A 23479-nucleotide genomic window follows, 5' to 3' on the forward strand; every position below is an offset into this window, starting at 1 on the left:
ATAAAACATAAAATTATGGATACAATATTTATACATCATGATTTTCATCCATGACTGTATTTCTCTCTAATTGAGCAGTTAGTTTTTGCTAACTGTTCTTTTATTTTTCAACTAACTTATTCAAGTACCCGGCTGCAGACCAAGAATAATATGAAGTTGCTTCTGGAAATAACTCACAGAATTTCTTCCTTATATTCTCTGGATACATCATCTCTGCTTGGTAATAATCAACACCATATTTTTCCTTTATTTCTTCTTTCGTTCCTACCATTTTCCCATTAAGGTAGAACTTTCCGTTCTTCATAACCAGACAATCTTTATCATAGAAGAACACTGTAGATTTAATAATGTCTGCTTTTACAGTATTATCCTCTTCGTAATCGTTGTAATACTCATCGATAGCCTTACCGCATACACACTTCTGATCAGCGCACCAATGCTCAAAAACAAACATCTTATCGTTATACTCGAACATCGATGTATTTTCTTTTGGTTCCATTCCATGACGCATCTGCAACTCAGATAATGTGAGGGCCGCTTTGTGTAGGGCATAATCAAAATTCCCCATTCCCTCTGAATACTCTAGCTCCCATTCACTATCAACATCTACTTTGGAATAATATTTAATGGATCCACTTTTTCTGATGTCATTCTCCGGATCTGACCAAGGAGCTCCCGAATCTCTCCCGTACACATGCTCACCTAGTTCAACTTTCCATAAAGGAAAATGCTTATTTGCTTCTGTTTTATTCATCTTGCTCCCCCTCTAAATACGTTTTCTTGTCTTGCTAAAAAGCTTTTCGCTTCATCATAAAGCCGACCAGTTGGTACAAAATTAAATCCGTAATGATCAAAGAACGCATCATTAGACATCTGAAAATAGTCTTTTGCTAAATCCCATTTATTATGGCCTTTATGCTTTCCGTACCAAAAACGTGGTTTTCCCTCTTTAAACGTATGGCTAGGTTGCACTGGAGTACTTGCTTGTACTAAGTTAATACCATTCATAAATCCTGTAGAAAACTGTTTGCCACTTTCTTTTACGCTTTCTAATGTCATGGGTGTAACGTGAAGTTCACTCTCTAAACCTTTTAAGCTCTCAAGCACTTGATCTAGCACCTTTGTATCACCTATAACCCCGCGGTTATTTTCAATGTGCCAGATGATGTTTCCCAGCTTTTTCTTTAGGCTCATGTTTACCAGTCCTTTCTATTAAAAGAAGTTTTTATTAAGAATCATTTCGTAATTAAATTAACCTGTTTCCATACCTCTAACTTTTCATACCCTGCATTCATTCCGTTAGCCCTTAACCCTAAAATTGCTTTTTGAGCATTCTCTTCATCTACAACAATAGATACATTACTTTTTTGATCAATAGTATCTATTGTGTAAATTACATACATAAAATCCATTAGATCCCCTCATTTTCTAAAAATAGCGTTTTTTATTACAATCTATAATTATCAATATCCTGGAGTACCTTATTTAAAATTTGTTTCATTTCATTTTTCTTCCGCAGTTCAGGATACAAAACAACCTCATTAACCTGAAATCCTAGTAATTCAGATCCTTCCAGAGTACCTCTCATTAAATTTTGTAAATTATAACTGTGATACTCATCAGTTATCTCGATAATTAGTTCTAACTTTTTCCCGACAGGAAATGTGAGACTCTTTGCAGCCTTTCTAAATTCTTCATCTTCCTCCATTAGTTTGTTGTGACGAGCTAGTAATTCATCATATTTATCCGATTTAGTTACTTTTATCATCTTGATCCGCCTTTCTGTTCAAATAACGATTTTATGTTGTTTCGTCACATGTACAATCGTGTAGCCACTCATCGCACTTTCTACATTCGCACTCACAGTTTTCTAATTTCTCCTCACACTTAGTGCAATAATCTATAACTTCATAGACCATGTTAATTCCCCCGATTCAAATAAAAATTTTATTAAATTACATCCGCACCATCGATTGCCTCTATTTCAGCTTCACACTTCTCTTCTGACCAATCTTTAATCATATCCCACGGATAATGCATTTCTACTAAAATCCTTTTATAAGTACCTTCTTCCGTTTTACTGATCGCAACTGGATCAGGACCATTCAGTTTTAATACAGTGTCATAAATTTCTTCATTACTAACGTCCAGTTCTTCGCCTAACTTATCTAAAGAGTTATCCGGTTCGCACATCCATCCGTAATTCTTACCACTCTCAGAAGCATCAAAAACCACTTGTGCTATTAACTCAATTACTTTTGCTTTATCCATTTTCCATTCTCCCTTTCCTGTTAAAATAAGAATTTTGTTCAGTTTTAAATTCTCGTTACTTTAACGGTACCCACCGGCTTAATAGGTTTACTCTGTTTGTTCTGCTCCAGTCGATTCGTATGTCTTACTAATTCATTTATTTTATTCATCATTTCTTCTGCATTAGGCAGTCGAGTTATTTGCGTTCCGTCCCCTAAATTCTCTACTACAACCCGTTCAAGTTCTTTCAGTTCACTCAATTCACTTCCCTCACTTTCTATCCAAAATAACTATTTTGTTTGATTTCCTAAGATTTCCTAACTTTAAATCCTTAAATTACGATATAATAAAATATATAGTCACAACATTTTATTATTAGGAGGTCTAATTATGTCTTTTGCAGCATGGAGTATACTCTTACCAACTTTAATCGGTGCAATGTCAGGTACTATTTTCGGTATAATTTCTTCTCGAAATAAGAGCAAACATTCAAATTAAAAGCTTAATAATAAGATTTAATAACTACTTTATTGGCAGCTGATTCATCCTTGAATTTTCAGCTGCCATTTTCTATTCAAATAACGCTTTTGTTATAAAACATTTATTCCTACAATTACAATGATTGTGAATGTAACATCCCATTCGTCATACGCAAAACTGCATTTCTACCAAAATTTAATAGATTCTTCTTATAAAGCATTACTACGCATCATATCTTTTTTCTCATTTCTTACTTCAACTGGCTTTTTACCTGTTTTTCTTAACAATCGCTCCCTTATAGAATATTTACTTTAAATTGAGGCATTCTATTATTATGTAAGGTATTTATTCAATTCTAAGGAGTGTGAATTATGACAGAGATATTCGATGAATCTAAGGTTGCGGATTACGCGCCTCAAGACGAAACATTTCCACGTGAAGTCCAATCTATAACGGATGTGGGTCGAGTTCTGGGTGGAACCATAGTTGAATTCGGCTTTCATAACGAAAGTGGTCCCGCTCATCTGAAACCCGGTCGCACCATGGAACAGAGAAAGCGTGTAACTCGACCGGCGGGGGCAAACTGGACTTTTGTCGGGTTAAGCTCAATCAACTGTGCCTTCACTGATGGGAATTTGAGTGCACCTAATTTGCGCGAACGGCCACTGGGACAACTGCTTGCCTCTACCTGGGTAGAGGGTGACGATATCGTATGCCGAATGCGGCTCACTGATGTGAACATGGACGACGCATGTATGATGCAAGTCAGAGTCAATGTGCTATTTTTTCAACCATAGAACAGGATGAGAATTTCCCAGTACAGTAACGAGGTTGAAAATCAAAGGAATTGACGAAAATCTGTACAAATAGCGAATCATCTAAGGGCTACTGTTAATCGGTAGCCTTTACTCGTTATTTATAGTTTTGAAACTATTGATTTTTACAAGATTAAAAAATCCAATCTTTCTTGCAATATTTAATCTCCACTTTCTCATCTCCATTTCTAAACAAAATTCAAATTTGATCGCTATCAAAATCTTCAATATCATGTAAAGTTTACGTAAAGATTGCTGTGATTCAGCTTAACTACCCAAGAAACGTTATATAATGAATTTGCAAACACCTGATTTGCGCACAAGTACCTTTTTGTACGACATAACTCTTTTGCTAGGAGAAATCCTAGCCTTTTTTAATTGAAATCTAAAACACGGGGTTCTCAGGCTTTATCACCATTTTTGCTCTGAATCGATACCCCTTACTTTCTAAGTAACCAACAAGTGTTAATGCACTTTTCCCAAACCTTTCTGCAATTGCATCTACCGTGTAACCTTTTTCAAATAGTTCTAAACTAATTCGTATTTCATCTTCTGTATAAGATGCCTGACTTTCTACAGGTCTCTCGAGGATCCCAAGCTCCTCCAGTTTTTTCTTTATTGCACTTTCTGTTCGCTGGAGTCGTTTCGCGATATACAAATACGTATAACAATTCGCTTTGACCATACTTCTTAGTAATAATTCATCTTGTTTGGTCCAAGGCTCTCTCTCTTTTTTCCTTCTATACACATCCGCATCACGTTTCCCTTTCATCCATTCGGGTTCAGGTCCTAAAATCCCATATTCAACTTTTGAGAAATCAACTACCTGTTTATGTCGTTTTAACCAATCCCAAAAGTCCTTATAGTAAACAACCTTTATTTTTTGAGTTTTTGCAAATAGCTTTAGTCTTATAGGAAATGCGAATCTCTCATACCACGATTCGATTGTTTTATAATTTATCTGTAATACATCAGCTAATTGGAGCACTGTAAGCCCGTTAAAATGTAACCGTGGATCACTTAACCCTATACGATTTGCTTTTAGTTTTATGGCATTTACAGTGCGATTTAACTTCTTTGCAATACTTTTAATGCTATATGTCCCCCAGGAATCCTCCAGATACGCTATTTCTTCTTTTGTCCAAAGAATAACTTTCCCCACCATTTCGCCTCCTTTTAGTACCCGGATGCCTGACGATCATGATTGATTTTATTTTTTTCGATATATGCGTTGTAAATTTCAATAGCCGAAAATCCAAGCGCTGCACCTAAGTAAGCCAAGTCATTCATCAAGGTCATGTAATGTGCTGCAGTCCATAATTTGTTTTCATATAAATCGTTAAACACATCGATAATTTCTGTTTTTGTATTTCCTTTGTTATTACGCACTACAAAGGCATCAATATATTTATTCCATTCACGTTCTAATCCAATCGATAAAGCAAAGTGAAGTGCATCAACAAATTCGTCTAATAACGGATTGTAGTACACCTTATCTTCTTCCATCATTTGTCCTTTGTTACGTACACCTTTTGTAATCGGCTTGTTATTTTCACTCCAAAATTTATGACCGCGCCACATATGAAGCAATTCACTTAGTTCATCACGAAATGATAATTTCTTTTCTTGAAACAATGGAACGTTTTGTAAACTACGTTTTTCCACAATCTTGTTATCCAGGTCTTTTTGAAGCTGGAATAAATGAGTGATGTTCATTGTTTTGCACGCTCCCCTTTTTTAAACAAATCTATAAAACTTTTGACCATTCTTTCAACACTGGCACCAGTTAAGGAATTAACAAAGGGTGCAGTTTCTGCGAATTTTAAAGAGTCCTTTTCAGGTATTCCCGCACAAATCAACTTTTCTTTTACAGCTTCAATAATTTTTACTCTTTTCTCGTTCTTACTATTGAGCTGAGCCTCCACGACCTTTACAGCCTCATCCTTATAACAGTTGTGCTCTTCCATGTAGTAGTACACTTCTTTCCAGAACTCATTATCATCTTTGAAAACCTTATTATCGTTTAATTGACGCACTATAACTCCTCCTTTACCCAATCGATATAACAGCTCGGTCGTTCTTCTCTTATAATTTTCATCGCTTGTATTTTGTTATCTGCGGTGACTAAATCTACATATGCTTTGTTGCCCACAACAAATTTCACAGCATACAAGATACTCATCCTAGTACTACTAAACTTACGATTGTCGCTGCGATCATATAGGAAACTACTAATGCAAGGAATTTCTTTCGTAAACTTTTATTCTTCTCACGTAATTCGTTATTTTCTTTCAATACACGTTTTGCGTAATTGTCTTTCACTTTCACCTGAGACTTGTATAAGTCAACTTCTAACTGCAAATCACGATTCTCTTGCATCACATCTTTTAATTGTTGCTCCGAATTGTCCAAATACACTACCGCCTTTCGTGGCTCACCTTTTGCTACTTTCCTTTTTTGCTTAACCATTTCACGTTTTAATCTTTCCATCTTCCGATCACTTTTCCGATTTTCGTACCCCTTCCCTTGCTGTCTACCACCCACAATCGCACATCCTTCCTACAGCTTTTTATTTTCTTAAATGCTCTAAAAATAGTTCATTGAAATTCTCGTTTTCTAGTTCTTCTAATCGCTTCTGTACACGTTCTAAACGTACCGGACCCAAACCTAACACTTCTTTTACTGCACGTAATGCTAATGTTCGGCCATCTTTATACGATAAAAGGGATACTTGCTGCACTTCACCTCTGTGAAAACTTTGCCGCTCCCTTGTTTTCTTTCTCTCACGTTCACTCGCCCGGCGTTGTTGACGGTTCAAGGCGTTCATCTTCTTCCCTCCATTTTTTAAAGCAACTGCTAAGTAGTAATTCTGCGTATGGATCTTGTGGTACTGGGTCTAGCACACCAGTCTTTTTATCTTTTCTTAATGAACTTACTACCCAAACCATGTTGTACGGTTCTCCAGCAATACTTCCTACAATTCTTGCCGGCTTTACACGTGGTAATGCTGTTGCATGACGCTTCGCAAATAATGATTTACGTGGTCCCTCTCCTCTTCCCACATGCTATTCCTCCCTTTGTTTAAGCCAGGACTCAACACTCATTTTCTCGCCCCATCGATAACCTACACTTCCTTCTGCCTCAATCGGAACTGGAAATCCTGGTACTGGAGGTTGCTCCATAACTTGTTTAATTTGTTTTTCTACTGCAACTACAATTTCCGGATCATCATCTATTTCAAAAATGATTTCATCGTGAATTTGTGCAATCATATCGGCACTTCCATGAGAAAGTACGCCTTCTTGTTTACCGATAGATTCATAAATTTCATTTTGTACTTTCTTCATAATGTCAGCGGCACTTCCTTGTACTGGTGTATTTGCTGCTTGTCTTTCAGCAGAGCCACGATCTCTTCTATTCGCGCTGTTAATGCCAGGTAGTAATCTCATATATCCATAAATTGTTTGTACATAGCCTTGCTCCCGTGCTTCTAAAACAATCTTGCGTTGATACTCTGGTATGCGTTTGTACGCTGTTTTAACGGCATTCACGATCTGCGCACATTCATCTAATGTTTTACGAATCATGTATTTCGTTTTAAATGTGAACTGTAGAGCGTGTTCCGTACCGCCATAAGAGATACCGAAGTTGCCAGCCTTGGCATCTGTACGTTCTTTCTTTACAATTTCAGCCTCAGACTTTCCAGTCATTACAGATGCGGTTCTACGGTGCATATCGCCACCTGTGTTAAATAACTCAATCATGACCTCATCGCCTGATTTCCATGCCATTAGGCGAAGTTCGAACCCCGAGAAGTCGATGAAGAATAATATCTTTCCTGGTTTAGGTACAAAGAAGTTTCTTATTTTAAACTCGTCATTATCAGGTCTAGGAACGTTTTGTCCGTTCGGATTAAAACTGTTTAAGCGTCCTGTTTCTGTGAATGGACTGTACCCTGCATGGATCCGTCCACTCATAAAGTTCAAGTACTTTTCACGTCCTATGATGTGCGAAGAAAGTAATGTCGTGTATTTTTGTATTTTCTTTAGCTGGTCAATAACTTCTAGTGCCTGTTCTTTATAGGGATGCGGTTCACGTTTTGCAATACGAATCGCTCCGCGTTCTAGCTTATCTAAAGTAGGATCCTTTTCCGGATCGATATTTTCCCAATTTTCAGGTAATGAAACACCGAGGTATTTTTCCTCGTCGATATCGTTCAGCTTGTTTTCAAGCATAAATGCCATATCGATAAGCGCCTCTTGATCAAGACTCGCGCCTGTTTTTCCATATTTGGCAATCGGTATTTTTAAGTAATCAAACATTAAGCTTTTCACTTCGTTCGTTTTACCTGATTTACCGGTATTTATATCAATATTGAACGTTTCTTTCGCGATTTGTTTAATACGTTCAGCCGCTTGCTCTTGCATAATTTCTGCTTCTTGTTTCTTTTGCGTTGCAAGGTTTGGATCCCAATTCATCCCCCAATATTCCATAAGGCCGATAACACGTGTGAATGGCATTTCAATCTTATGAAGCCATTCCTCATATCGCGGAATTTGAGCTGCAATTTGAGACCAATATTCGTAATGCTGCACAGCATAATCCGAGTCTTCAGCTGAGTAAAGCAACCCTTCACCTTTACTCGCATCAATTTCGTCAAAGAAATTGACCTTGTATTTCTTTAAAAGGGCTGAAAAGTCGTTCATCGTTACACCAAAAATGTGTTTCGTAGCTGGTTTTAAACCCCATCCGCTTGTAGGTTTTTTCGGGTTATTAATCTTTTGAGGTGCTGCGATTTGTAAGCACCGTACCCACATAATCAATGGATCTGCTACTTTTCCTAAAATGTATTTACCGTACTTCGCTGCATATTTCGTTTCAAAAGACAAATTGACCGCAATCTTTAATACCTTTTCATTTTTAAATAGGTATTCATCAAGCAAATCTAGAACTAATTTCCTAGCTTCATCTCTATCCATACTTGGTTCAAATACTTGGCCAACCTTATGTGAGATTGGAACAACTCTTGACTCGTGTGCCGCCGCTGACAGCGATACCGTACAAATTTCACCTTTCCACGGATCCAATGGTGTTTTTAAATACGCTTTTTCTAAGCTCTCACTTCGGCTTTCCGCTTCTTTATCATCGATAATCCCTGTAGTACGTGCTTCTTCTATATCTTCAAACGCCTTTTTATAATGCACTCTAATTTCTTTACTTGCTGCAGTCTCCCAGTCGAATCCTACTTTACCTGTTTGTATACAACGTTCTAAGTATTTCTTTAACTCTGAGACTGTAAGAATCGCTTTATAATCTTTCACTTGCTGCGGTTCTACTTTTGGCCAAACAATATCGAATTGTCCCGGCTTTTTCTTTTTTTCCATTTCAACCGCTAGTTTTGATTCTTTTACCGGTACCTGTTTTTTACTACTTGCTAATGTTTTAGGTCTTCCAAATAAACTTCCGAGTTTCATATTTTCACTTCCAGTCATATTTGTAGTGCTTGTCCATATAATTAGTAGTACTCATCCTGTATATGATCAAAGAGTCCTTTCTTCATGCAATACGCAATGTAGGCATTAAAGCGTGGTGTTTTTCGATAACCACCGCTTGTTAAAAGAATCATCCTCATTTTCGCTAATTGATTTACGATTGCTTTCGCTTCTTCTTTATCGATAGAAAGCATCGCCTCAACATCACCAAGTCGTAAATACTTCTGCTGAGCGAACAGTTTGATAAACTCATAGAATTTCATTTCGCCTGTTAACGTATCGATTTTCTTAAGATCTGCCGTAAACTTCTGGTATCTTTCTTCTGTCATTTCTTCTTCTTTTATTGCTAAACGAGCATAGTAATTTAAGCCGCAACCTGGAGCATTGTATAAAGCTTTTAAATACTCCCCAATAAACTCAACGTGTCCCGGCCAAACTTGAATTCTTTCGCCTGATTCATCAACTGAATGCGTAAGAGCTGCAAGTGCAACTGCTAATCTTGCTACTTTATTCCGCTGATCTGAAGGAGAAACAAGTGGTATGTCATTCGCATTTCCATATACTTTCGCAAGGTCTGTCGCAACCTCCAGTACTTTATCAATCGTACCGTCTGTAAATAGCACGTCCTCCGGCTTACGTGACCAAGCATATAAGATGTTATTTTTCAAAGTATCCTTCTGTATAATCGATGGATACGTAGCAAGCGTTTGGTTGTACAACTCAGGATCCACATCACTCGCTCTCATAAAAACTGCAAAGTCAAAACGACGTATATCCTCGTTATTGAAAATATCTTTTAAACTTTCTGCGCCTTGAGAGTAATCAGCAAGTCGTTTCCCTTTCGGTACGTTCCCTGACATGATGGCACGTACTCTACAAGGTGTTTCAGCTGTTACAGCTCGTTTTACTTCCAGCTTCCCGTCAGAACGAGCAAGCGTCATTTCACCATAATCATCTTTCGTAATACCTGTATCTTCATCGATCCAAATCATTTCTTTGTCCGCTAACGGCCATGCACCCCAAACGATGTACCATGCACCTTGAGCACCTGACTGTTCCATTTTGTACGTTAGACCTGTACGAGAAGTACTTTCCGCATTCACTCGTGTTCCAAGCCCTGCATATTTCATTACTTTTTCAATGAGCGCAGACTTACCAGTACCTGTGTCACCTACTATTTTTAATTCCACCCATCCGCGTAACGGATTTAAATCCCACGGTACTTTAAAACGTAAAACACTATGAAGCGTTAGCAATACTGCAAGTAATGTCTCATCACGTTCTACGATGTGTGTTACGTTGTACGTTAAATCGTTACAAATTGCTCCTAGTTTCTGTTCAATTGATTCTGCTGTATAATCTGCCGGCTGAAATGTTGCTAAATCTTCTTTCACTTGTTCATTTAGCTCAAAACTTTCAACCACATCCTGAAGCGGTACCGCACTCTTTACAAGTAGTGTTGACTCCTGATTCTTTGGATGTGGGTATACATAACCTGTTAATTCGTAGTACTTATTCTCACTTACGTTTAGTCCATTTACGGCGTACACTTTTCGTAGTACATAATTCCCTTTATGCTGCTCTTGCTTTTCGTCATCTTCTTCAGCCATCGGGATTACAAGCAACTCTTCAACGTTCATGTTTTCTAAAATATCGGTATTGTATTTCGGACAATTTGGAATGCCTGATATTTCTCGTAAAATACCTTTTATATTATCGTCACCTACACCTGTCATTTGAATAACTTCCCGATCACTTACGCCCAGGTCTTTATATCCTGTATGTGTATGGATGTCGTATAGAGGGCAATGTACCTTTTTACAACTTTCTCTGCCCCAGCAATGGTACTCAATGTTTTTCGGAATGATGTAAGGCGTATGCTTTTTCCCTGCAACCATGACACGTGTTTTTACGAGCTTTCCAGTAAGATCCGCATTGCCTGTCTCTGCTAGATGAAGTAACTTTGCATTTTCTTCTTCCTCAGCGTTCTTCTTAATGCAGTGACACATATCACCGGCACATGCTACACGTTCATATTCTTTGCTTCCTGGTTTCTTTTCGCCATGTAGCGAACGAATAAACGCACAACCAAATTTGTATGTATTATCACCGCTGTATACCGCATCGATCACACTTCTCGTATTTGCAACACGTTGTTGCTTACCATACTCGTTATCCTCAGATGTAAATTTAAGCACCCAGTCTTCCAGCTCTTTCATTGTTTCTTCTCTCGTGTAACCAGCATCTTTGAAATAACATGCAAGCTGTACTGTTGCCTGGTTTCGGTCACCGTCTTTTTTCCATCCACCATTTAAAATATCAACTACACATGCCGGCGGTTTATCTTTCTTAAACTGGAATTCTTCTTTCGCATACTTACGAGCACTCGTTGCTGCAGCTTGTTCATATTCTTCTGTCTTATTTATTAGTAAATACCCTGTACGAGGTCTGTATTTCATTGCCTTTTTACGTTCTTCTGCCGTATAAGGTAGATCGTCAGCATGTCTTGGTGATTTCGCTAAATCTTTAATTTCTTCCAGTGTTAATTTGTTTAACTCATTTACACTAATTTCTGTTTTAAATAGGTTTGTTTTTTGATGCATACTGTTCGGTAAACGAATCATCCGCTTTTCTGTATACACCACAAGGTCTAATGACGTGAGTCCTAATCTATGGACTAAATACCCAGCCATATGTTTGAAGATTTTATGAAGGTCGTTTCTCGGTTCAATACCGAGCGCATCGGAGCTTATTAAGATGTGGAATCCTTTTGATCCAGAAAAGTAAATCCACATATCCGATTCACGAATGTCCATCTCTTTCGTAAAAAATTCCACCAGCTTTATTGCATCCTTTTGGCTGACTGATGGGTCTTCCGCATGGTCAAGGTCAAAATATAGGGGAGCAATAAATGCCTCCCCCTTTACTTTTGTGTCGTTCGCAAATCGTTGAACTGTAGCAAAGCAATTGAAATTGAATGCCTCTCCCGTTTGGAATTGCTTCACTTCAGAGGAAGGGATTCGTTTCCACGGAATGCTTCTACCGTTCTGATTGCTGTACCATGCGTCTACATATTGATACTCACTTGTTTTGTCTTTCTTTTTTGCCATTTGTAGACGCCCTCCTTAATTATTCTGAAGCTTTTTCTGCTTGTTCTGTTTCTTCTACGTTAATTCCGTAATCTTCTGGTTTAAATACACCTACAGGCTGGAAGTCGATACCGATCCACTGGTTACTAGCGTTTGTACGACTTTTACGTTCTGTTGTTACTAAGCGTGTAACAATTTTATTGACACCTAATTTAGACGGAACACCTAGAGCTTTATATTTCCCTGTATACACATTCATCGCAAAACGCCCGAAAATAATTGTGTCTGTTGGGCTAAAGCTCATTAAGTAGATACGAGGGAAGTCTTCTGGGCTTAACGTTGATACTGGAACAACTGACGCCATATAGCGAAGTTGAATATCATCTAATTCATAACATTCTTCTGCTTGAGGGTTTTCAGCTAGCCATTGATTGAATACAACTTCCGCATCTTCTTTTGTTTTTTCCGCCACGATCAACTGACCATCTTCAGGAGAATCTTGTTTCCCCCATACAGACCAACGTTGCTCACCGTATCCGATTACTACATCAATATTGTCGCCGTACATTACATTTTCATCATCTTTTTCTACGAAATTCCCTTTCTTGTTAACCGTTAACCACTCGCCCATACGGACGAAATCCATATCAAGACCGTTATTCGCTTCAACGAATCCCTGCTTTGTTTCTTCTAAAATTGCTGAAATATAATTGCTGCCATCGTTTCTTTTCGCCACCGCGTTATTTTGTACCACTACTTCATTTTGATTTGTTTCTTGTGTCATTATTTTTTCCTCCCGCGCCCCTGTAGGCCATGTTTTTTCCATGCTTTTCGTTTTGCTTGGCTTTTCTTTTTTTGATAAGTTACTTTTCTGTTATACGAAAACTTGTAATCTTTCGAATCGTATTCCGGAACCTCAACCATTATCGGGATTCCTCGTTGAAGAGATAGACTTTTACCGGATCCTCTTGCAAACACCCTTATCACTTTTTTAACGATTTTTTGACCTGTTTCTTTCAAACCCACTTACTCCACCTCTTTCGCTGAAGCAATTAGTTCTGTGATTTCATAAAGCGCACCCACATATTCGTACTTTTTCATCGTTATCACCCCTTTCACCAAGGCATATCATTTAAGAAGTCAGCCACTGTATCGCGTTCTGTTTTCGGCTTTCTTGGTACCGTTAGCCCGATTCTGCTGTATACTTTCCTACGGCTGTGATATTGGTCCTTAAATACTCCAACATTGTAGTCAACGTAATCGAACCAGTATGCTTCTTTATCCGGATTGTTCCGATCTGGACGCATAATACGTCCAATTTCTTGCTCTACTGATGAACCGCTATTACTCTCACGGGAGTCACCACGTTTCGGCATTACCATGTGACCAACTACTAAATGCTGCATGTCCAGTCCTTCACGCGCTAACTGAGTGGCAAACAAAATATCTACTTCTTTTCGGTCGCAAGCTTCTAAAATGTCTTTACGTTGTTGTTTTGTTACTTGCCATTCACGAATTTCTTTTTCTGAATACTGAGCAACCTTTACCTGCCAACCGTACTTACCTTGCTTTTTATCTACCGCATGACCACTATTGATAAGCTGCTGTGCATGTTTCTCGCTTTTTGCTTTTCTCCAGGTGTAGCGACTAATACCTCCGTGTACTACAGCGGTATTAATCTGTTTCCCGTAATACGTATCTCCGTAACGTTCTTTCAATAATTTTTGTACGAGTTGTTGTAAGACAAAACAGTACCGGACAGATTCCGTAATAACTATCGCAGTTCCTAATGGATAATGTTCTACGATACTTTCAGCGATTAGCTTCGCACGTTTCTTATCTGAAATAAGGTGACGAATTAGGTCTGTATAATCGAGATCTTCTCCACCAGCATCTACACTATCAATCTCGTTACGGTTACTTGCCGTCTCGTAATTGAACTCGGTATATACAAATTTCACTTCCGGTTTTATCAATCTCCCAGCTTCATACATTCCGTCTCTGCTAATCTCGTACACTTTTGGACCTACACCGTTGTACATGTAAATTTCCAACCCATCTTTTCGGGAAGGTGTTGCGGTGAGACCAATCATATTCTCAGCGGTTAACCTCCCAGCCGTTTCAATGAATTGTATTGCTGGAAAGTGATGGGCTTCATCCACTACTACCGTCCCGATAAAATCATTTAGTGCATCGATTATTTGTGGATTTCGCTGCAAGGTTTGTACTGTAGCAACGATTAGTTTACCGTCTCCCCAGTCATGCACGCCGTCACCGAAAAATCCGATACGACCGATATCAGGCATTGTAGCCTTAGCTCGCTTTGCGGATTGATACATTAAGTCTTTTGTATGCGTAAGCCATAATGCTGCTTTACCCTTTTCGTAAATGTAGCGCATGCCCATTACGGTTTTACCTGAACCAGCCGGTGCTACACCTATTCCGTTTTCTTGCATAAGTGCTTCAACCATCGGTGTCTGGTCCTCTTTTAATACAAACCCGTCATCCCATTCCCCGAAACTAACATCTCGGCCATATGAAATCTGTGAGGTAATAACTTTACTTGGGTCGTAACCTAAGTTTGTCAGTACCTCTTCTAGCTTTGACAAGAAACCTCGAGGCGTAACAATATCGCCTCTGTCATGTACAAACAATTCAAGTTTTGCTTGTACACCCCATGTAGGTCTACGTTGTTTTTTTGCTTTCAAATACGCTGGATTATCAAATGTTAGCGTCTTAGTAATTGCCGCCTTAAGAGGTGTACTAGCACCTCTTATTCGGATGTTGTGTTTTACAAAGATTTGTAGCAAGTGAGCACCTCCGATAAATCGTAAGAAGGTTCATGGTATGTAAGTCTTGGAAGTGGTAAACAGGGAACCGTCTGACTTTGAAATTCTTCAAGTTTTATATGGTTCACGTTTCGTTTTTTCATATGAATAAGAGCTGTAATAAGTCTGAACGCATAAGCCTCGTCAAGCCCTTTGCTATCATTTAGAAAACTGATAAACACTAAACCTAAATTTCTATCAATAATTTGATCAAAATCCCGTAGCCCGAGAATCTGATTCGGTCTCATATAATCTAGTGAAAATCTACGACTCTCTGTACGTTTCATTTCAGCTAATATATTTACTTCAGGTGTTATTACAATCTCGTCACCTGGACGAGTTGCACCTGCACCATCTGCAATTCTCATACGCCATACATTCGGAATTTCTCTCCAGCTTCTTCTGATTTCAGCTTGGAAATCATCCCCACGTTGCTGACGTTCACGCTGTTTATTTCTCATTGCTGTTTGTTTTGGATCCATAGCAACCTCCTATGCCAAAAACTTCAGTAGATTCGCTTGTACATAAGCTTTTGCTTTTACAAGATCCGCTGATTCTTTAGCTGTTTCCCAAGCATCTTTTGTTTGATAAATTTTGATATCAATGGACGCTAACTCTTGCTCTACGTCTGTAAGTTGTTGACGTTCTTCTTTGCTGTAATGCAGGCGGTACGCATCACGTAACGTATCATTCGTGAGAGCCACTTTTTGATCATTCACATAAGCGTATTGGTTACGTCCCTCACCTTGAATTTGCATAAATGCCTCTGCTTCTTTTAGCTCTACTGCAGTTTTCAGCTTCACTTTTTGCTTAATTAGGTCTGCTTTTTTCCCATAAGCTTCTTCACGTGCTTTACCTTTTTCAAGAACATCCTGTACTGCAGCATCAATTTGTTGTAAGGATGCTTGTAATTCAAGTGGATCTAATACTCGAACATAGTCAGTCGGTACTTTCTTGCCTAAAATCTTGGTTGCCGCTGCAAGTAGCTTTTCTTTCCCATGCTCCTCTTGTAAACTAAGAATTTCATTATTTAATTCAGTCATTTTCTGGCCCCGCCTCACATTGAATTTTTGGTAGTTCTACTACTAACTTTTTAAGCGTCACGTGCTCTTTAACAATTGAGTCAATTGTTATGTTCATCGTTTCTACTCGATCATGTTCCTCTTTGTTGTAACCAGCTACGCTTATCATCAGCGGTGAAAACTCTACTACTACAGCATTCCAATCATGTTTATTATTGCTATAGTTAGGGCGTCCAAATGGGTTACCACTTGTGACCTGTACCGCCGTACCTTCGCCTAGTTCGTTCTCATCAAACTGCGGTTTGTTTACAATCATGCTCGTAATCCCTCCTTTACTTCCGCTATTTTCGTTAACGCTATTTCTACTACATCAGGATTAATACAATCTGTCTTGGCAATGCTTTCAACAATCGTATTAATATCAACTAGCACATCTTCTCCCGTTTCTGTTTGAATCAATGAAGCAAACTCCTCCATTGCGTAGGCACGCTTCTTCTCCGCTTCAATCCGGCTACGATCAAGTACTTCTTCACCATGTTTTGCACTTTGAAGTGGGATCCGTTCTAAGTCAAAAACTCCTGGTGATTTTACATCAATAAGAAGTACTTGTATCGGTCTATTAATCTCAGCTTCCGAAGCCGATAAACGTGTGATACTACCGATATTCGCAAACACTTTTCCATCCGAACGATTATAAATACCGAAACCTGTATGGTCATGTCCACACAAAACCAAATCCGCAGCTGTTTTTACATCTTGTACTTTTGTGTACCGATCAAAAGGTGGATCGTGATCTAGTAGCATTCCGTGTGCTACATGTATTTTAGTTGATTCATAATCTTCAGTAACTTCTGGCGAATAACCATAACCAGCTTTATCAATTTGATCACTGTACGGTGTAAATGTTAACTGGACGTGATTACCGTCTTGGTGAAACATATGAGCTTGGCCAGGATCATTAATGACTGTAAGCTGCGGGACGATTAACTCCAGTACTCTAAGGCTTGTTCGTTCATACGTTGCAAGATTGTAGCCGTAAATATCGTGATTACCAGCTGTTGTATAAATTGGAACTGGACTCTCTTTCAATACCTTTGCGAATTCTAGTAACACGCTTGTCGTAACCTCTGGCCTATCAAACGTATCTCCAGGTTGGATAATTGCTGCTACACCTTTGTATTTTGCTAAAGCGAAAATCTCACGTAGTTTCGCGATTAATGCCTCTTTGTAGTTATCCTTACGATTACGAGGGTTTGTACCTCGTATATGTGGATCACCGAAATATAGAAACTTCATACTCTCACCTCTGCTTTTTCGTGCTTTGCGTAACGTTGTATCTAAAGTAATTCCGCCTTCAACAATATGGCGCATTAGTGAAGGTTGCTTGATTCTTTTTCTTTTATAACTTCTTTTGTAACTTCACCTGTTCCAAGATCTATTGATACATCGTCGTCTTCTTTGATACCTAAAGCATTTTGAATTTCTATACAAGCAGCGTCATGACGTTCAAAAACTGGTTTTAATAGTTCCTCAGTTCGTTTTACATACTTTTCACGAATAGGAGCAATCTCAGCTTTATATTCAGCTTGCAGTTGTTTTTTAATAGCTTTCTCCGCTTCATCCGCAGCTTGTAATTTTTTTAACTGAGCTTCCGTTGCTTTCCCGATAACTTCCTCAGTAATTTTTAAACCTGCAGCATTAGCTAATGCACCTTTTAATGCATTTTTAATTTCGCATTTCATACACATATCCATATCTCCCTTTCTATAAAGCAGTTACTATGCTTTTCCCTTGTTTTTGAGTCACACCAAGTGCTACGTCACCTATCTCAGCCAAGTGAGTACTGTGCGTAATTAAAATGATTTGACGTTTAAATTTTGTACTGTATTCCTTCAAGAAGTACGCCACGTTCGGAGCATATTCTTGACTCACGTGCTTTCCAACCTCATCTAAGAATAATGGGCCTCTTACACCACTAATCTCCCCTACGGCCAATCTGAGCGCTAGACTAACTACGTCCGCTACACCACCGCCGCGATCATAATCAGGTGGCTTTAATTGCGTTCTTACATCTTCAGACTGTAACCAGTACTCTGCCACTGGTTGATTACCTTTTACGGCAATTTCAATTTCAAATCTGTAGTCTTTGTCAAATACAACTGTAAGGGCTGACGTAACAATTTCTTCTATACGACGTTTTGCTTGCTGCCTTGCATAATCACTTGTCTTTTGAAGAAGAATTTGTACTAAATCAAACTCCCCTAGTTGCTCCTCAGCTTTTGCTTTTCTTGCTTCTGCGCTTTTTTGTTGCTTAACTAACAAATCACGTTGACCGATTTTCATTTTCAATTTATCGCTTGCCTGACGGATATCCGCTCTTGCTTTTAGAAGCTCGTACATAAAAATAGCCTCCTTATACCTGCGGGATGAGTCGTTCTACATGCTCCAGGTTTTCTTTAACTGATGTATCAAGCTTATTGATTTCTTCCTGGATCGTTTCAGGCGTTACCCCGTACTGCGCCATTTGTTCAGCGATTTCCGTTAATTGCTTTTCAGCTGAAGACTTTTCCGCCTCTGCTTGGATTTTTGCTGTTTCTGCTTTCTTTAAATTTGCTTTTGCAATTTCAATACGTTGTTTTAATTCCATTACTCATTTCCCCCTTCAAGTTGTTTTGATAGTAAATTTTGTAGCTCGGATTCCACAAACTTTTCTTTATCTTTTAAGTGCCCAATTATGACATAGCGAATAAGCGTATCCAGTTCTTTACGATTTACCATATTTAATTTGTGAATACTGTGATAAACATGATGCCTACGAAGATCTATTTCAAATTGACCTTCCCCACTTTCTAGCGCAGCTAACGTTGACTGCACTTCAGAAAGTGCTGTATTTAAACGTCCAACGGTATTAACGTACTCATCAATTTCTTTTGTATTTACCAACACTAATCACCCCTCAATGAGAATGTTCAAAAGACATCGGCGATTCACATAGCGGACAAACTCCACCAGCCTCGTTCCATGTCTCTTCCAATTCCTTTGTGTAATTTTCAATGTGCTTTTCATATAGTTCCAATGTGCTTGTACTATGACGTACTCTTTGATGCCAGATCATATAGTTTCGTAACAACTCTTTTAATTCAGCTAAATGAGTGACATTGTTCTCAGCATTTACAATCTGTATTACCACTTCTCTCGGAACATTTAAACGTTCCACACGACTTGTCCAGCCCATATAATAATTGTGTATATTCTGGTATTTTTGTAAGAGCACACTTATTTGACTTAGTTGTGTAATACTTGTTTCGCATTCTTGTAGTTGATCTGACGCATTACCAGGTACAGATAATCTTTCTACATCCTTACTTGTTTTTTCGTAGCCTTGTTTAACCACGCTATGTTGTACATAGAGTTTCTTTAACTCATCCATTTTCTTTACTTCCTCTTCAATCACAGCTACATTAATGTTTTCAATTACAGTTAACCTCTCGACCTGTAATTGAGCTTCTTGTAATACTTGACTATACTTCTTATAGTTTTGTGATAAGATAGAAAGCAAAGAATATATTTCTTCGGATTTAGTAGAATCTTGTAACAAGTTACTTACTTCTACTAATCCATCAAATTGTTTTAATGTTTCAGTCAATGTCTTCTTGGCGGTGGACAGTGACTCGTATCTTTTTTGTAAGTCCAGTAGTGTTTGCAGACGCTGCTGGTCTTTTTCTGTTTCTTCAAGTATTTGTATAAGAACCGGCACTTTTGAGAGTCTCTCATCCTCAACAAGCGCTACACGGAATTTTTCAAATGCTATCTGTTGTTGAGTTTGTAGTTGCTGCAGTACCTCTTTCTTTTTATGCAATTCTTCTACATGTTCCATCAAACTTTCAGCTGTTTTTAACTGCTGTACTTTATCATCCACATCCAAGTACTCGAGTAAGTTACCTGCTAATCTCTCAATTTCTTTTTCCGCTAGTAACCTCTCTTGCCTTGCTGCGTATGTATCTTTTGAAACACTTTTTACCGCGAGATCGACAGCTTCTGTTCCTGCTAACTTACCTAGAACTTTTGCACCCGATGAAGGTGTCTCACTTATTAAGAAAGGTGCTTCAAGCTGGAATGCAAAGTTTAAAGCCGTAACAAAATCCCCAAATGTTTGCTTTGTGATGCCGAGTAATTGTTTTACTTCTTCCGGTACCTCTGACTTCTCAAATACATTTCCTGCATCGCCTGGATCCGTTTGGATTCTGTACGATGTTTTTCCTTTTCTACGGTGCTTTGAAATAATAATGCCGTTATCCATGTGAATCGCTACAGTAGCCTGTCCAACTGATTCGTTTACGAAAGCCTCACCTTGAGGTTCGTTAAATGCTACCCAGCGAACTGCTCGTATGATGGATGTTTTACCACTATCTGATGGTCCAGTAATTACGTTCAGCCCATTTCCTAAATTGAAATGGCTATTCGTATGTGACTGGAATCCTTCTACGAAAATCTCATTAATGTTGGCCAACATGTTCACTCCTTTCTGTTAGCTTTAACATGCTGTTTACTGCTTGCTCTTCTGATCCTTTCTTGAAGTAATTTTTACTTTCGCAACATATCGCTTTTACGTCCTTTGCCTTTACTAATCTAGTCGCATAGGTCACGTATTGTTGCATATGTATCACCCCCTTTCAATGATTTAACTTGCCTTTACTTCTGTTTTTTTCTTTCTTGTGACCTTTACTTTGACATTGAAATAGTGTTCATATACTTCCTTAAACACATCTTCAATTTTCCGACCCCCGTAAGTTTCTTCCCCAATATACAAACCTGATTTCTTTTTCCTCACACTTCTCAGCCCCCTGAAATTTTATCTACGTAATGAGGATAGTGTTCTAAAAATTTTTCTTTTGGTGGGAACCCCAGTTCAAACGATTGTCTAACCTCTTTCTTACTGGCGTTTTGCAAGTAAGGGGGTAAATAAAAATGTTCCATAGGGAACCCAAGTACAATTGCGATTTGCAAGGCTAATTTTCCTCCTGGATCACGTCTACCAGTCTCTAAATCTGCAATATGTCCAGGAGTCACGCCAACCTTATCTGCTAGAGCCGCCTGTGACATACGTTTTTTACCACGTAAATCGGCTAACCAAGTTCTTTTCATATGTCCACCTCCAGACAACCTTTAATGATTTTTATTATACTGGCGTTTTGCAAGTAAGTAAAGTAGTATTTTGATTTTTTTCTAAAGTGTTTTATCCATTTTAAGCTAAATTCATCCAAATAATTAAAAACTTCACTTGCAATATGCGTATATTTTCCATTGTGTAATTGTGCCATAAAGTGTTATCTTATATATAGATAACATCAAAAAAATAAAAAACGTTTTACATATTTTTATAAAATTTATAAAAAATAAAATCGATGAAAAATATAAAAAAGAATTTAACGGGGGTAAAAAGTATGGATATAGGAACTCAATTAAAATTCTTACGAAATAGACGCGGTTGGACAATGCAAGAAGTCGCAGATCGTATTGGTAAAAACGATTCTACGTATAGTGGATATGAGACAAATAAAAGAAAACCAAACGCTGAGGTTCTTGTACAGCTAGCAGACATATTTGATACTACTACAGACTTCATCTTAGGAAGAACAGAAAATCCAAACGGTCTTAACTTTAATGTAAAAGACTTTTTAGATCAAGGCAGACTTCATTCTGATGGGGTAGAAATTACGGATGAGCAAGCTGAAATTGCTAATGTTTTATTAAGACAACTCCTACAAAGAAAGCAGCAATAAGTAAAAAAGGATTAGCCAGATGCTATTCCTTTTTTTGTTGCAATATAGCTGTAATTTGTTTGTACTGCTCCAGAGTAATCTGTCCTTGCTTATAAAGTTCCCCCATCAGATAATTCATATCACAACTTACATTTTCAGCACCGAATAATTCCTCGATTAAACGTTTTGTTTCTTGTTTGGCCGTCTCTTTTTTCACCTTATTTCCTCCCCTTCATCCAATTAATTATTCAAAAATGTTAAAATAAAGAAAATGAATAACCCCTATAACGTACGAAATGCCACTACACTCGAGAGTGTAGTGGCATTTCTCTTTTAACAATTAACCGATCGTCCCTGGATCCATCCTCATTTGTACAGGTTCTTTAACTTTTGCTTTGCTAAGTTCACTTGATACCGGTGATAATGTCAGCGCAAGAGCACAAACAATAACTAAACCAGCTAGAAATTTTTTCATTTTAACTATCCCCTTATTTTAAAATATCAAAAATTTTTATGTAAAATAAATTACCTTCTTTCAAAAATCGATGATACGCTTTCTGACGCAACTCAGGATTTTCTGTAGCAACAGCTAAGTATAGATCCTGAAAAGCTGTACGATTCTCAATTTCGTACAACATTTTAGCCGCTTCCTCATACTCATTTAAAGAAATTTTCAGCAGCGCTTGTTCAGCTTTATCATGGATATATTCCAATTTTACAGGAAAATTATGAATTATACAACAAAACGAAGATGTATTTTCAACTAATTTCCGCTTCAATAGCGACTTACTATTTGTTATTTTATCCAATTCCTGTAGTGACTTTTCAAAATATTGAACGGATTTCTCCGCATCTTCGAAAACGTAGCTTTCCCCCAACACACTATATGCTGTAGCTTTTAACAAACGTGGGGCTTCTTGTACCCCCAGTACCTCAAACAGCAAACATCTTGCAGTTTCTACTTCATTCTGCATTAAATACGCGTATGCACATATCGCTTTTAATTCAGCATCAATTAACGTTTTTTCTAATCCTTGCGGCATTTCACATATTTTATCTTTAATCATATCATGCATCGTAGTAAATACGTTGTAAGCCCCCATGTCAAAATACCCATAGACACTTAATAAGTTTACTAAAACATTTACATTAACCTTATTTAAATTCACTTTTGCTCGAAGATTGTCTAGGCTCTTAAAAAATTCTTTTGAGCGTAGATTTCCAGATTGACGTTCCAAACCAACTTTTAAAATATCTTTATAGTTCTTTGTTACCGTATGTTTACACTTTCTTTCGAGCAATTCTTTTAATATATCTGTATAACCCGCTAAATACACGTAGTACATGGCTGTCCTAATGTCCGATTCTTTTTTCGTAGATTCCAAAAACTCTTGAACTGTTTTTATTTTTTCATTCTCGTTTTCCGTACTCACCAAAATTTTCATCAGTTTCGAAAAATTCATAGGCACCTGACCATTCATTGTTTTCCACAAATTTGACTGGGATAAACTTGTGATTTTAGAGAGTTTAGTAGGCGTTATATCTTTTTCTACCACAATGTTACTTAAGCTTGTAAAATTCTGCACGACGGTCCCTCCCTTGAACTTAAGACACCCCCTCTGTTTTTCTCAATAGGAAAACATACCACCATGCTAACATGGACTAAGAAGTATGATATACTTGAAGTTGACTCATGGAAAGTTTTACCTACGCACGATAGGGTAAAACGTTACAGTGGTGT

General features: G+C 38.0%; 34 protein-coding genes. 2 read left to right on the top strand and 32 right to left on the bottom strand.

Annotated elements, in window-relative coordinates; translation table 11 throughout:
* Positions 1-100 precede the first annotated feature (100 nt).
* The 6 genes from GBN78_RS11470 to GBN78_RS11490 all read right to left on the bottom strand — a co-directional run bounded on the left by GBN78_RS11470 (position 101) and on the right by GBN78_RS11490 (position 2510).
* Entirely contained in the window at positions 101-754 is a 654-nt protein-coding gene (locus GBN78_RS11470) for a hypothetical protein (protein ID WP_152127400.1), read from the bottom strand.
* Positions 751-1194, bottom strand: a complete 444-nt coding sequence (locus tag GBN78_RS11475) for a hypothetical protein (protein ID WP_152127402.1) — start codon at positions 1192-1194, stop codon at positions 751-753. The genes GBN78_RS11470 and GBN78_RS11475 overlap by 4 nt, the downstream gene beginning before the upstream one ends.
* A gap of 41 nt (positions 1195-1235) precedes the next feature.
* Positions 1236-1412: a hypothetical protein gene (locus GBN78_RS30165; protein WP_193224733.1), complete on the bottom strand. Its 177-nt coding sequence runs from the start codon at positions 1410-1412 to the stop codon at positions 1236-1238.
* Between the two features lie 35 nt (positions 1413-1447).
* Positions 1448-1768, bottom strand: coding sequence for a hypothetical protein (locus tag GBN78_RS11480; protein WP_152127404.1), 321 nt, complete (start codon positions 1766-1768; stop codon positions 1448-1450).
* Positions 1769-1950: 182 nt separating this feature from the next.
* Positions 1951-2271 (bottom strand): hypothetical protein, encoded by a 321-nt coding sequence (locus tag GBN78_RS11485; RefSeq protein WP_063675340.1) that lies wholly within the window; start codon positions 2269-2271, stop codon positions 1951-1953.
* A 44-nt stretch (positions 2272-2315) separates the two neighbouring features.
* The gene (locus GBN78_RS11490) at positions 2316-2510 is read right to left on the bottom strand and encodes a hypothetical protein (protein WP_021729053.1); all 195 of its coding nucleotides are present in this window, start codon (positions 2508-2510) and stop codon (positions 2316-2318) included.
* 591 nt (positions 2511-3101) lie between these two features.
* Here GBN78_RS11490 and GBN78_RS11495 point away from each other — a divergent pair.
* Positions 3102-3527, top strand: a complete 426-nt coding sequence (locus GBN78_RS11495) for a hypothetical protein (RefSeq protein WP_152127407.1) — start codon at positions 3102-3104, stop codon at positions 3525-3527.
* A 403-nt stretch (positions 3528-3930) separates the two neighbouring features.
* Here the strand turns inward: GBN78_RS11495 and GBN78_RS11500 are convergent, their stop codons facing one another.
* From GBN78_RS11500 to GBN78_RS11600, 23 genes are all read right to left on the bottom strand, one after another.
* The gene (locus GBN78_RS11500; protein ID WP_193224734.1) at positions 3931-4710 is read right to left on the bottom strand and encodes a hypothetical protein; all 780 of its coding nucleotides are present in this window, start codon (positions 4708-4710) and stop codon (positions 3931-3933) included.
* 11 nt (positions 4711-4721) lie between these two features.
* Positions 4722-5261 carry a dUTP diphosphatase gene (locus tag GBN78_RS11505; RefSeq protein ID WP_095021666.1) on the bottom strand — a complete coding sequence of 180 codons (540 nt, stop codon included), beginning with the start codon at positions 5259-5261 and terminating at the stop codon, positions 4722-4724.
* The gene (locus tag GBN78_RS11510; protein ID WP_152127411.1) at positions 5258-5581 is read right to left on the bottom strand and encodes a hypothetical protein; all 324 of its coding nucleotides are present in this window, start codon (positions 5579-5581) and stop codon (positions 5258-5260) included. Before GBN78_RS11510 ends, GBN78_RS11505 begins: the two co-directional genes overlap by 4 nt.
* 142 nt (positions 5582-5723) lie before the next feature.
* Positions 5724-6089 (bottom strand): hypothetical protein, encoded by a 366-nt coding sequence (locus GBN78_RS11515; RefSeq protein WP_030025158.1) that lies wholly within the window; start codon positions 6087-6089, stop codon positions 5724-5726.
* 25 nt (positions 6090-6114) lie between these two features.
* The gene (locus tag GBN78_RS11520; RefSeq protein WP_080598401.1) at positions 6115-6372 is read right to left on the bottom strand and encodes a hypothetical protein; all 258 of its coding nucleotides are present in this window, start codon (positions 6370-6372) and stop codon (positions 6115-6117) included.
* On the bottom strand, positions 6335-6607 hold the full coding sequence (locus GBN78_RS11525) for a hypothetical protein (protein WP_152127413.1): 273 nt from the start codon (positions 6605-6607) through the stop codon (positions 6335-6337). Before GBN78_RS11525 ends, GBN78_RS11520 begins: the two co-directional genes overlap by 38 nt.
* A 3-nt stretch (positions 6608-6610) precedes the next feature.
* A complete protein-coding gene (locus GBN78_RS11530) occupies positions 6611-9037 on the bottom strand; it encodes a bifunctional 3'-5' exonuclease/DNA polymerase (protein WP_030025155.1) in 2427 nt (808 codons plus the stop codon).
* 23 nt (positions 9038-9060) lie between these two features.
* Entirely contained in the window at positions 9061-12147 is a 3087-nt protein-coding gene (locus GBN78_RS11535) for a DNA primase small subunit domain-containing protein (RefSeq protein WP_098368718.1), read from the bottom strand.
* Positions 12148-12166: 19 nt separating this feature from the next.
* Positions 12167-12910, bottom strand: a complete 744-nt coding sequence (locus GBN78_RS11540; protein WP_152127414.1) for a hypothetical protein — start codon at positions 12908-12910, stop codon at positions 12167-12169.
* The gene (locus tag GBN78_RS11545) at positions 12910-13152 is read right to left on the bottom strand and encodes a hypothetical protein (protein WP_030025149.1); all 243 of its coding nucleotides are present in this window, start codon (positions 13150-13152) and stop codon (positions 12910-12912) included. Before GBN78_RS11545 ends, GBN78_RS11540 begins: the two co-directional genes overlap by 1 nt.
* Before the next feature lie 89 nt (positions 13153-13241).
* Positions 13242-14834, bottom strand: coding sequence for a DEAD/DEAH box helicase (locus GBN78_RS11550; protein ID WP_030025147.1), 1593 nt, complete (start codon positions 14832-14834; stop codon positions 13242-13244).
* An 83-nt stretch (positions 14835-14917) separates the two neighbouring features.
* Positions 14918-15436: a M48 family metalloprotease gene (locus tag GBN78_RS11555; RefSeq protein ID WP_000371313.1), complete on the bottom strand. Its 519-nt coding sequence runs from the start codon at positions 15434-15436 to the stop codon at positions 14918-14920.
* A gap of 9 nt (positions 15437-15445) precedes the next feature.
* Positions 15446-15997, bottom strand: coding sequence for a hypothetical protein (locus tag GBN78_RS11560; protein WP_000137796.1), 552 nt, complete (start codon positions 15995-15997; stop codon positions 15446-15448).
* The gene (locus GBN78_RS11565) at positions 15990-16292 is read right to left on the bottom strand and encodes a hypothetical protein (RefSeq protein WP_000636791.1); all 303 of its coding nucleotides are present in this window, start codon (positions 16290-16292) and stop codon (positions 15990-15992) included. The genes GBN78_RS11560 and GBN78_RS11565 overlap by 8 nt, the downstream gene beginning before the upstream one ends.
* Positions 16289-17347, bottom strand: coding sequence for a metallophosphoesterase family protein (locus tag GBN78_RS11570; protein ID WP_152127415.1), 1059 nt, complete (start codon positions 17345-17347; stop codon positions 16289-16291). The genes GBN78_RS11565 and GBN78_RS11570 overlap by 4 nt, the downstream gene beginning before the upstream one ends.
* A complete protein-coding gene (locus GBN78_RS11575; RefSeq protein ID WP_030025140.1) occupies positions 17347-17724 on the bottom strand; it encodes a hypothetical protein in 378 nt (125 codons plus the stop codon). The genes GBN78_RS11570 and GBN78_RS11575 overlap by 1 nt, the downstream gene beginning before the upstream one ends.
* Positions 17725-17740: 16 nt before the next feature.
* Positions 17741-18376: a chromosome segregation ATPase gene (locus GBN78_RS11580; protein WP_000273132.1), complete on the bottom strand. Its 636-nt coding sequence runs from the start codon at positions 18374-18376 to the stop codon at positions 17741-17743.
* Positions 18377-18389: 13 nt separating this feature from the next.
* The gene (locus GBN78_RS11585; protein WP_000421150.1) at positions 18390-18623 is read right to left on the bottom strand and encodes a hypothetical protein; all 234 of its coding nucleotides are present in this window, start codon (positions 18621-18623) and stop codon (positions 18390-18392) included.
* The gene (locus GBN78_RS11590) at positions 18623-18919 is read right to left on the bottom strand and encodes a hypothetical protein (protein WP_000248330.1); all 297 of its coding nucleotides are present in this window, start codon (positions 18917-18919) and stop codon (positions 18623-18625) included. The genes GBN78_RS11585 and GBN78_RS11590 overlap by 1 nt, the downstream gene beginning before the upstream one ends.
* Positions 18920-18932: 13 nt before the next feature.
* Complete coding sequence (locus tag GBN78_RS11595) at positions 18933-20489, bottom strand: AAA family ATPase (RefSeq protein ID WP_152127416.1); 1557 nt, start codon at positions 20487-20489, stop codon at positions 18933-18935.
* Positions 20473-20634 (bottom strand): hypothetical protein, encoded by a 162-nt coding sequence (locus GBN78_RS30170; RefSeq protein WP_170962519.1) that lies wholly within the window; start codon positions 20632-20634, stop codon positions 20473-20475. Before GBN78_RS30170 ends, GBN78_RS11595 begins: the two co-directional genes overlap by 17 nt.
* Before the next feature lie 23 nt (positions 20635-20657).
* Complete coding sequence (locus tag GBN78_RS30175; RefSeq protein ID WP_193224735.1) at positions 20658-20807, bottom strand: hypothetical protein; 150 nt, start codon at positions 20805-20807, stop codon at positions 20658-20660.
* 5 nt (positions 20808-20812) lie between these two features.
* A complete protein-coding gene (locus GBN78_RS11600; RefSeq protein WP_033699290.1) occupies positions 20813-21121 on the bottom strand; it encodes a helix-turn-helix transcriptional regulator in 309 nt (102 codons plus the stop codon).
* 299 nt (positions 21122-21420) lie between these two features.
* Here GBN78_RS11600 and GBN78_RS11605 point away from each other — a divergent pair, with 299 nt between their 5' ends.
* On the top strand, positions 21421-21759 hold the full coding sequence (locus GBN78_RS11605) for a helix-turn-helix domain-containing protein (RefSeq protein ID WP_000351123.1): 339 nt from the start codon (positions 21421-21423) through the stop codon (positions 21757-21759).
* Positions 21760-21781: 22 nt separating this feature from the next.
* Here GBN78_RS11605 and GBN78_RS30180 read toward each other — a convergent pair whose 3' ends face one another.
* The 3 genes from GBN78_RS30180 to GBN78_RS11610 form a co-directional block, all read right to left on the bottom strand.
* A complete protein-coding gene (locus GBN78_RS30180; protein WP_193224736.1) occupies positions 21782-21955 on the bottom strand; it encodes a hypothetical protein in 174 nt (57 codons plus the stop codon).
* A gap of 123 nt (positions 21956-22078) precedes the next feature.
* Positions 22079-22213: a hypothetical protein gene (locus tag GBN78_RS30870; protein ID WP_000713858.1), complete on the bottom strand. Its 135-nt coding sequence runs from the start codon at positions 22211-22213 to the stop codon at positions 22079-22081.
* A 13-nt stretch (positions 22214-22226) separates the two neighbouring features.
* Entirely contained in the window at positions 22227-23324 is a 1098-nt protein-coding gene (locus GBN78_RS11610) for an AimR family lysis-lysogeny pheromone receptor (RefSeq protein ID WP_152127417.1), read from the bottom strand.
* Positions 23325-23479: the final 155 nt, after the last annotated feature.

Source organism: Bacillus sp. B2-WWTP-C-10-Post-4, assembly GCF_009183805.1.
GTDB lineage: Bacteria > Bacillota > Bacilli > Bacillales > Bacillaceae_G > Bacillus_A > Bacillus_A cereus.